Origin of the sequence: Pseudomonas sp. BF-RE-22, assembly GCF_019956155.1 — a bacterium.
GTDB lineage: Bacteria > Pseudomonadota > Gammaproteobacteria > Pseudomonadales > Pseudomonadaceae > Aquipseudomonas > Aquipseudomonas migulae.
In genome coordinates this window covers 61,197-68,730 of record NZ_JAHBDD010000023.1, presented here as the reverse complement: position 1 = coordinate 68,730, position 7,534 = coordinate 61,197, and the positions used below count along the sequence as shown (strand labels likewise).

Genomic DNA, 7,534 nt, shown 5'->3' with positions numbered 1-7,534 from the left:
GCTGGCGATGGCGTCTGTGAAATCGCCATCGCCAGCAAGCCGGCTCCTACAGATCGGGGGATGTTCCGGATCGACGTATCACGAGCATCTGGTGTTTGCGGGTTAGAGACTGAACCGTCCAACCATTGTGTTCAGGTCCACTGCCAGTCGCGACAGTTCGTTGCTCGCCGCGCTGGTCTGATTGGCGCCGGTGGCCGATTGCACCGACAGATCACGAATGTTCACCAGGTTACGGTCCACTTCACGGGCCACTTGGGCCTGTTCTTCGGCCGCGCTGGCGATCACCAGGTTGCGTTCGTTGATTTCGACGATGGCGCTGTTGATTGTGTCCAGCGACATCCCTGCGCCGCGAGCGATGTTCAAGGTCGACTCGGCGCGCTCGGTGCTGTTACGCATCGAATCCACCGCGTGCTCGGTGCCGGTCTGAATGCTGCCGATCATGCGTTCGATTTCGCTGGTCGATTGCTGAGTGCGGTGCGCCAGTGCACGCACTTCGTCCGCCACCACCGCAAAACCGCGCCCGGCTTCACCGGCACGGGCCGCTTCGATGGCGGCGTTCAAGGCCAGCAGGTTGGTCTGGTCCGCCAGGCCACGGATCACGTCCAGTACCTTGCCGATGTCGCGGGATTCATTGGCCAGATCACCGATCAGTGTCGCCGTGCTCTGCACATCGGCGCTCATGCGTTCGATGGCGCTGACGGTTTCCTGCACCAGATCACGACCGTCACCGGCCGACGTGGTGGCGTTTTTCGACGCTTGCGAGGTGCTCACCGCGTTGCGCGCGACTTCTTCCACGGCGCTGGTCATTTCATTGACGGCGGTGGCGGCCTGTTCGATTTCGTTGTTCTGTTGGGTCAGGCCACGGGCGCTTTCGTCGGTGACACTGTTGAGCTCTTCAGCGGCGGAGGCCAGTTGCGTGGCCGAGCCGGAAATCCGCTGCAGGGTGTCGCGCAGCTTGTCTTGCATCTTCGACATGGCCAGCAGCAAACGGCCGGCTTCGTCTTCGCCATCAACGGTGATCGGGCGAGTCAGGTTACCTTCGGCGATTTGTTCGGCAGCGCTCAAGGCATTGGCGATTGGCTTGGTGATGCTATTGGTCAGCAGCCAGGCAAACAGCACGGTCAGGCCGGTGGCGATGAGCAGCAAGGTGATCACCAGACTGAAGGCCGAATCGTATTGATCGGCAGCGCGCTGATTGGTGTCGACGGTCTGCTGGGTGTTGATCTCCAGCAAGCGATTGAGCACTGCGTTGACCGCTTCGGAGTTGGTCAGCAGATCAGTGTTGAGCAGTGTGCGTAGTTCATCGACCTGATTGTTGCGCGACAGGGTTTTCATCCGGTCTTCGATCTGGCGGTACTGCCCCAGCAACTGTACGTATTGATCGTAGGCTGCACGTTCCTGCGGGCTGGCGATCAGTTTTTCGTAGGTGGCTTGAGCCGCACGAATCTGTTGGTTGCGCGTGTCCAGCAGCTCCATGGTTTTCTGCTGAACATCGGGCTCGCGGTTCACCAGCAAACGGTAGGACAGCACCCGCAGGCGCAAGGTGAGTTGAGTGAACTCGTCGAGGCTTTTGATACTCGGCACGCTGCTCAAGGTGATCTCCTCGGCAGCACCGCGAATCTTGCTCATCTGGTTCAAGGCAAACACCCCCAGAACCAGCATCAGACCGCCAATCAGGGCGAAACCGAGGAACGCCCGCGGAGCGATATTCATATTACGAAGGGACATGGTGTTTACCGAAAAGAGCGCACCTGTGCGGCGCTGAGACTGACGTATGGATGACTTATCGGTCATACGACTAAAGTCTTGAGGGGCTGCGCGTATTTGTCGCAGTCAGACTTTTTCCTGTAGGAGCGAAGCTTGCTCGCGAAGGGCGTTAACGGTAACGCGTGCAGTCTGGATGAACGCGTTGTCTGGACGTCCTTCGCGAGCAAGCTTCGCTCCTACAGAAACTATGGCGACGAAGTGCAGGAACCAGATCCGCCAATCACAGTCTTTAAAGTTCGCGAGGAAGGTCGCCCGCCAGGAAAATCAAGGCCTTGCGCCCCATTAACCCTGGCATCCGTGGTGACTTTTCTTTATCGTACGCGCCCCTTGAAAATGCTTGGAAAATCAAAATGTTGGAAGCATCCCTAAGCCAATTGGAACAACTGGTCAGTGACCTTGTTCAACAGAACCAGACCCTGAGTGCAGAACTGGCCCAGGCCAAGGATGAAAACGAAAGCCTGCAACTGAGCCTGATGGAACAGGAAGAGAAACAAGGCGCCACCGCCGCCCGCATCCAGGCCCTGGTTGAACGCGTCAGCGCCGGCCCGGTCAGCGCATGAGTGTCGGCGCCGCAGGGGTAAAAGTCGTCTCGATCCTGGGGGAGGACTATTCGATCAAGGCGCCGGCCGGGGAAGAGCAAACCCTGCTGGACGCCGCATTGATGTTGAAGGCTGCTTTGGCTGACACCAAAAGAAAGTACCCGACCCTGATCGGTGACCGACTGCTGGTGCTGGCCGCGATGAATCTGTGTTCTCAGCAGATCGAAATGAAAAAGCAGCACAAGCTCGAACTCGACCGTTACCAAGAGCAAGTCAGCGCCACGGTTGAAGTGATCTCCAAGACGATCAATCAAGCCTGATCAGCTTTGCGCACAACCAAAGAATAAATTGTCGCTTGCGTTGTATACAATCGGCACGGCTGTTGCATTGTTTCAGCCTCTTATTCTTTGGGGGTGCTCCATGCAGTTCTGGCGTCGCAGTATTCAATGGCAGTTGATCCTCAGTATGGGCACCGCCCTGCTGGTCAGTATTCTGATCGTGGTTGGCGTTTATACCCTCGTGGTCAACCGTCTCGCCCAGAGCTACCTGGTCGAACAAGCGCTGCCGTCGAGCATCGAAGCGATGCGCAACGACATCGAGCGCATCCTCGTGCAACCCCTCACCGCCGCCAAGGACATCGCCAGCAACAGCATGGTGCGCGACTGGCTCGCCGAGGGCGAAAACAGTGATCAGACCGCCGCGTTCGTGCAGTATCTGGAAGGCATCCGCGCCGAACACAAAGCCTTTACCGCGTTAATTGTCGGTACGGCTTCAAACCACTATTTCACTGAAAAAGGCCTGGACCGTAGCCTTAGCCGTTCCAATCCCAAAGACGCCTGGTTCTATTCGTTCCTCGACAGCAACCAGCCGCGCACCCTCAATATCGACAACGACACAGCCACCGGAGAATTGGCACTGTTCATCGACCTCAAGGTCGAGCAGGCCGGCAAAGTCGTGGGCGTTGCCGGGCTTGGCCTGAGCATGAAAGAGCTGTCGGAGCTGATTCACAACTTCACCTTCGGTGAGCGCGGCAAGGTCTATCTCGTGCGTTCCGACGGTTTGATCCAGGTTCACCCCGAAGCGCAATTCAGTGGCAAGCGCACCTTGGTCGAGCAAATCGGTGCGTCGGCCGCGCAGGCAGTCATGGGTCAAAAAGCTGCCAGCAGCAGCTTCGTGCGTGATGGCGAAGACTTCCTGGCCTTGAGTCTGCCGCTGAGGGATCTGGGCTGGACCCTGGTGGCCGAAGTGCCACAGTCGCAGATCTACGCCGAAGCCCGCCGCGCCATGTGGATGAGCAGCGGCATTGGCCTGGCGGTGGCGTTGGTGTGCCTGTTGCTGGTGGTGTTGCTGGCTCGTGGGTTGGTGCGGCCGATTCGTCAGGTAACAGCAGCGTTGGTTGCCATCGGTAGCGGTGGTGGAGATTTGACCCACAGGTTAGATTCCAGCCGCGCCGATGAACTGGGTGACCTGGCGCGTGGCTTCAATCGATTCCTCGACAGTCAGCGCGAGATGATCGGCGAAGTGCTGACCACCAGTGAGCGTTTGCGCACCGCCGTCAGCCAGGTGGCGAAGGTTGTGGATAACACCGCCGAACGCTCCGGGCGTCAGCAGGAAATGACCGACATGGTTGCCACCGCCGTCCACGAAATGGGCCTGACCGTGCAGGAAATCGCGCAGAACGCCGGTAACGCGGCGGTTGCCTCGCAGGATGCTCGCGATGAGGCGATGCAGGCGCGGGAAGTGGTGGGTGGGTCGATCCGACATATTGAAAGCATGTCCGATGAAATCGGTGTCGCCGCCAGTGCGGTGGGCGAACTGGCTGATCAGGTGGCGTCGATCGATCAGGTGTTGGCGGTGATTCGCGGGATTTCCGAGCAGACCAACCTGTTGGCGTTGAATGCGGCTATTGAAGCGGCGCGGGCTGGAGACATGGGCCGTGGATTTGCCGTCGTGGCAGATGAAGTGCGGACACTGGCGCGGCGAACTCAAACGTCCACCGATGAAATTCAGCAAATCATCGGCAGCCTCAAACAAGGCGCGGAGAACGCGGTGTCGTCGATGCACACCGGTCAAGCGGCGACCGGCACCGGTGTCGAATCGAGCCAGCGCACCGGGACGTCGCTGACTGCGATTACCGGGCAGATCGAGCGCATCAGCGACATGAACCATCAAGTTGCGACTGCGACGGAAGAACAGTCGGCGGTGACCGAAGAGATCAACCGCAACGTGCAGGGGATTTCCGACCTGGCCCGGGCGACAGCGGGGGAGGTCAGGGCTTGCCGGGAGGATTGTCAGACGTTGCAGCGGTTGGCGGATGATCTGGCGCGGCAGATGGGTGGGTTTCGGTTGAGCTGAGTTTCGAATACCAGGCAATACAGGCTGGGCGAGAGCGCGACAATAGTGTGTGCGCTCTCGGGGCGCTGATGATCAGTCAGAAACGAATGACGAGACCAAAAGCTCTTTCCCGTATACCTCGGCACCATTGACGGTATCGATATAAAAAACCCGTTTCTCTCTCACGACCCAGGAACGTTGTTGTTCATCGATATAGGTGTCGCCACTGGTCATTGATCTGAACATGTCATCGCGGTTAAACAACCGATTACCAATTTGGGTGTCATCATCGGTTTTGACGGTTACGCGATAGCCGTTATCGATTTGCCAGCGATACTCTTTGCCTGTGACGGTGCTGTTGCGATTACCTCTTACCTTGTCACCTACTCTGGTCGCCAGAATGAATTGGTCGTGGGTGAGCCGTATATAAGGGTCTATTTTTGGTGTGCGTTCTGCGGCAGGGAAGCCATAGACAACGCTTAGCCACTCGTTGGCAGACATGGCCTCGTAGTCCTTGTACCCGACGAGGTAGTCCCACTCATACCGCTCGTCGGGCGAAATGATTTCCATCATACCGACTGCCGTTGTTTCAGCACTTTCAGAAGCTTGCTTCTCACCGGTGGCGCCAACGGAAACCATCTCAATAGTGATAAGGGACTTTTCGTTTGAAGGCCTGTGGTGATTTTTGTCGAGGACGATGTATTCAATCCCTTTGGAATCGGTCCAAATCGTTCCCGCTCTTCCAGACCCAGCTGAAATGGATGCCAGAACGCAATAGTCACGGCTGACAAGTCCTGGGATTTTGATTGTTTTGTCTGCAAGTGTGTTTGACGTATTCATCATGCTCTCTCATATAGGAGGACCGACGGACAGGGGGATGTCCGTCGTTGCCGACAAATAGTGTGATGCCGGGAATCCAGCCTATCGGAGCTGCCTTGATTACACAGCTGTCAGAAATAACAGGTGTGTCGAGTGCAGGGTTGGCGTGTTTCAAAATGAACACTCAATGCATTACCAATACTCTGCACTGAGTCAATTGCTCAGAACCACTCGTCCTGCATGTTCAAACACACATCATCCCGCGCCTCAAGAATCGCCAATTCATGGTGGCAACCCGGCACTTCCCAGGTCAGGAAATACCGCGCCGCCTGCAGCTTGCCCTTATAGAAGCTCACATCCGCCGCGTTCCCCTTGGCCAACCCTTCCTCGGCGCGAATCGCCTGTTCCAGCCAGCGCCAGCCAATCACTGTGTGCCCAAACACCTTCAAGTACAGCGCCGAATTCGCCAGGCTGCTGTTGACCTTGCCTTGAGCCAGGTCGGTCAGCAAACCGAGGGTTACGGTTTGCAGGCGGGCCACCAATTTCTCCAGCGGTTCACGCAGCGCATTCAACGATTCGTACGCTTGCGCCCGCTCGGCAGTGTCGGCGATCAGGCGGATCAATTGTTTCAGTCCCGCACCACCGTTCTGCGCCAGTTTGCGGCCCAGCAAGTCCAGTGACTGAATGCCGTGGGTGCCTTCATGAATCGGGTTCAGACGGTTGTCGCGGTAATACTGCTCAACCGGGTATTCGCGGGTGTAACCGTGGCCGCCGAGAATCTGGATCGCCAGTTCGTTGGCCTTCAGGCAAAACTCCGACGGCCAGGATTTGACGATTGGCGTCAGCAAATCCAGCAGCTCATGGGCCTGTTTGCGCTCGGCTTCGGTCGCAAGCGTCGTGGTGTCATCGAACAGTCGCGCCGCGTACAGCCCGAGGTCGAACGAGCCTTCGACGTAAGCCTTTTGCGTGAGCAACATGCGTTTGACGTCGGCGTGCTGAATGATCGCCACCGGCGCGGTGTTCGGGTCTTTGCTGTCCGGCACGCGGCCCTGCGGACGCTCACGGGCGTATTCCAGCGAGTACAGATAACCGGCGTAACCGAGCATCACCGCGCCCATGCCGACGCCGATTCGCGCTTCGTTCATCATCTGGAACATGTAGCTCAAACCGTGGTGCGGCTTGCCCACCAGATAACCGACGCACTCACCGTTATCACCGAAGTTCAGCGCGGTGGACGTGGTACCGCGCCAGCCCATCTTGTGGAACAGCCCGGCCAGCAACACGTCGTTGCGCTTGCCCAGGCTGCCGTCATCGTTGACCAGGAACTTGGGCACGATAAACAGCGAAATGCCTTTCACCCCGGCCGGTGCGTCCGGCAGTTTGGCCAGCACCATGTGCACGATGTTTTCCGACAGCGGGTGATCGCCGCCGGAGATGAAGATCTTGTTGCCCTTGAGTCGATAGGTGCCGTCAGAAGCGGGCTCGGCGCGGGTACGAATATCCGACAACGACGAACCTGCGTGCGGCTCGGTCAGGGCCATGGTGCCGAAGAAGCGGCCGTCGATCATCGGTTGCAGGAAGCGCTGCTTCTGTTCTTCAGTGCCGAAGCTTTCGATCAGGTTCGCCGCACCCATGGTCAGGAACGGGTATGAAGTCGAGGCCGCGTTGGCTGACTGGAAGTGTGCGAAACACGCCTGGGACAACAGCGTAGGAAGTTGCATGCCACCGGCGTCGAAACTGCGCGCGGCGTTGAGGAAACCGGCTTCGAGGAAGGCATCCACCGCTGGTTTCACTTCCGGAATCAGAATCGCCTGACCGTTCTCATAGCGCGGCTCATTCTCGTCGCCCTTACGGTTGTGCGGGGCAAAAAACTTCTCGGCAATGCTGCGAGCGGTGCCGATGGCGGCGTCGAAGGTCTCGCGATTGTGCTCGGCGAAACGCTCACGCTGGGTCAGGCCTTCGGCATCGAGGACTTCATACAGCTCGAAAGCCAGATTGCGGGAACTGAGCAACGTCTCGGACATGGCGGCCTACCTTTTTTTGGAATGGACCGAGTCTAGGCGTGGGAATAGAGG

Annotated in this window: 6 protein-coding genes and 1 pseudogene; 3 read left to right on the top strand and 4 right to left on the bottom strand. The window is 58.0% G+C overall.

Going from position 1 to position 7,534, the window contains the following annotated elements:
• Positions 1–102 precede the first annotated feature (102 nt).
• Positions 103–966 (bottom strand): methyl-accepting chemotaxis protein, encoded by an 864-nt coding sequence (locus KGA82_RS29505; protein ID WP_411741516.1) that lies wholly within the window; start codon positions 964–966, stop codon positions 103–105.
• Positions 958–1,713 (bottom strand): annotated as a pseudogene (locus tag KGA82_RS29500) (MCP four helix bundle domain-containing protein); the annotation flags it as partial. The gene KGA82_RS29505 and the pseudogene KGA82_RS29500, both read right to left, overlap by 9 nt.
• A gap of 404 nt (positions 1,714–2,117) precedes the next feature.
• On the opposite strand from KGA82_RS29500, the gene KGA82_RS14560 reads away from it, so the two are divergent.
• From KGA82_RS14560 to KGA82_RS14550, 3 genes are all read left to right on the top strand, one after another.
• On the top strand, positions 2,118–2,327 hold the full coding sequence (locus KGA82_RS14560; protein WP_008025106.1) for a hypothetical protein: 210 nt from the start codon (positions 2,118–2,120) through the stop codon (positions 2,325–2,327).
• Complete coding sequence (locus KGA82_RS14555; protein WP_008025105.1) at positions 2,324–2,626, top strand: cell division protein ZapA; 303 nt, start codon at positions 2,324–2,326, stop codon at positions 2,624–2,626. The genes KGA82_RS14560 and KGA82_RS14555 overlap by 4 nt, the downstream gene beginning before the upstream one ends.
• A gap of 100 nt (positions 2,627–2,726) precedes the next feature.
• Positions 2,727–4,661, top strand: a complete 1,935-nt coding sequence (locus tag KGA82_RS14550) for a methyl-accepting chemotaxis protein (RefSeq protein WP_223450937.1) — start codon at positions 2,727–2,729, stop codon at positions 4,659–4,661.
• Positions 4,662–4,733: 72 nt separating this feature from the next.
• Here KGA82_RS14550 and KGA82_RS14545 read toward each other — a convergent pair whose 3' ends face one another.
• Positions 4,734–5,483, bottom strand: coding sequence for a hypothetical protein (locus KGA82_RS14545; RefSeq protein ID WP_223450935.1), 750 nt, complete (start codon positions 5,481–5,483; stop codon positions 4,734–4,736).
• A gap of 197 nt (positions 5,484–5,680) precedes the next feature.
• On the bottom strand, positions 5,681–7,483 hold the full coding sequence (locus KGA82_RS14540) for an acyl-CoA dehydrogenase (RefSeq protein WP_223413874.1): 1,803 nt from the start codon (positions 7,481–7,483) through the stop codon (positions 5,681–5,683).
• Positions 7,484–7,534 lie beyond the last annotated feature (51 nt).

Coding starts and splice junctions, on each gene's coding strand:
- KGA82_RS14550 (WP_223450937.1), top strand. CDS start 2,727: ATGCAGTTCTGGCGTCGCAGTATTCAATGGCAGTTGATCCTCAGTATG.
- KGA82_RS14540 (WP_223413874.1), bottom strand. CDS start 7,483: ATGTCCGAGACGTTGCTCAGTTCCCGCAATCTGGCTTTCGAGCTGTAT.
- KGA82_RS29505 (WP_411741516.1), bottom strand. CDS start 966: ATGCAAGACAAGCTGCGCGACACCCTGCAGCGGATTTCCGGCTCGGCC.
- KGA82_RS14545 (WP_223450935.1), bottom strand. CDS start 5,483: ATGATGAATACGTCAAACACACTTGCAGACAAAACAATCAAAATCCCA.
- KGA82_RS14555 (WP_008025105.1), top strand. CDS start 2,324: ATGAGTGTCGGCGCCGCAGGGGTAAAAGTCGTCTCGATCCTGGGGGAG.
- KGA82_RS14560 (WP_008025106.1), top strand. CDS start 2,118: ATGTTGGAAGCATCCCTAAGCCAATTGGAACAACTGGTCAGTGACCTT.